The organism is Sphingomonas sp. 179-I 2A4 NHS (assembly GCF_045369135.1).
In the GTDB taxonomy this organism is placed as follows: domain Bacteria; phylum Pseudomonadota; class Alphaproteobacteria; order Sphingomonadales; family Sphingomonadaceae; genus Sphingomonas.
Map to the genome: position 1 here is coordinate 1 of NZ_JBIQFL010000037.1, position 1,523 is coordinate 1,523.

1 protein-coding gene is annotated in these 1,523 nt (G+C 61.4%); it reads left to right on the forward strand.

Annotated elements, in window-relative coordinates:
* Positions 1-85 precede the first annotated feature (85 nt).
* A protein-coding gene (locus ACH0CP_RS18915) for an IS3 family transposase (RefSeq protein ID WP_406890207.1) occupies positions 86-1,449 on the forward strand; the annotation gives its coding sequence in 2 pieces (ribosomal slippage) (positions 86-433 and positions 436-1,449; 1,362 coding nt in all).
* Positions 1,450-1,523 lie beyond the last annotated feature (74 nt).

The following is a 1,523-nucleotide window of genomic DNA, read 5'->3' on the forward strand; positions in this document are numbered from 1 at the left end:
TGTCCGCCGTCAGCACCTATGGCACAGATTTGAGGTTGTGAATTAAGGAGGGTTGGGGCTTCGTCGTAGTGACGAAGGAACGAAGATGAAGCCCCAACCCTCCTTGAAAAAATCGCCGACTAAGGCCCCTGCTGAGCGGGTGGTGAAGGACATCCGGCGGCAGACCCGCCGGCATTTCTCGGCCGAGGACAAGATCCGTATTGTGCTCGACGGCCTGCGCGGCGAAGACAGCATTGCCGAGTTGTGCCGCAAGGAAGGCATCGCCCAGAGCCTGTATTACACCTGGTCGAAGGAGTTCATGGAAGCCGGCAAGCGGCGGCTTGCTGGGGATACCGCGCGCGCCGCAACCACCGGCGAGGTACAGGACTTGCGGCGCGAAGCCCGCGCCCTGAAGGAATGCGTGGCCGACCTGACGCTCGAGAACCGCCTGCTCAAAAAAAGCATGATCGCGGATGGGGGCGACGACGAATGAGGTATCCCGCATCCGAGAAGCTCGAGATTATCAGGATCGTCGAGCAGTCGCACCTGCCCGCCAAGCGGACGCTTGATCAGCTCGGCATTGCCCGGCGGACGTTCTACCGCTGGTACGATCGTTTTCTCGAGGGCGGCCCGGAGGCGCTGGAAGATCGACCATCGGCACCGAGCCGGGTGTGGAACCGTATCGCGATCGAGGTGCAGGATCAGATCATCGAAATGGCGCTCGAACAGTCCGAGCTGTCCCCGCGCGAACTTGCCGTGAGATTTACCGATGAACGCCAGTACTTTGTGTGCGAATCCACGGTTTACCGCCTGCTGAAGGCCCACGACCTGATCACCAGCCCGGCCTACGTCGTGATCAAAGCTGCCGATCAGTTCCACACCAAGACCACCCGGCCGAACGAGATGTGGCAAACCGACTTCACCTACTTCAAGATCATCGGCTGGGGCTGGATGTATCTGTCGACCGTGCTCGACGACTTCTCGCGCTACATCATCGCCTGGAAGCTGTGCACCAACATGCGGGCCGAGGACGTGACCGACACACTGGACCTCGCCCTTGCTGCCTCGGGCTGCGACAGCGCCACCGTGCTGCACAAACCTCGGCTGCTTAGCGACAACGGCCCCAGCTACATCGCCGGCGAACTGGCGGAATACATCGAGGCCAGGAAGATGAGCCACGTGCGCGGCGCCCCGATGCACCCGCAAACCCAGGGCAAGATCGAACGCTGGCACCAGACCCTGAAAAACCGCATCCTGCTGGAGAACTACTTCCTGCCCGGCGACCTTGAGGCCCAGGTCGAGGCGTTCGTCGAGCACTACAATCACCAGCGGTACCACGAGAGCCTGAACAACGTGACGCCCGCCGACGCCTACTTCGGCAGGGCGGCAGCCATCATCCAGCAGCGCGAAAGGATCAAACGACAGACCATCGAACATCGGCGCTTGCAACACCGCAAGCTCGCCGCCTAACATCAACCTCCGGACGAGGCCCGCACTCCGCTAATCTACGCCGCGATCTGTGCCGAATGTTCTGACGACTGACA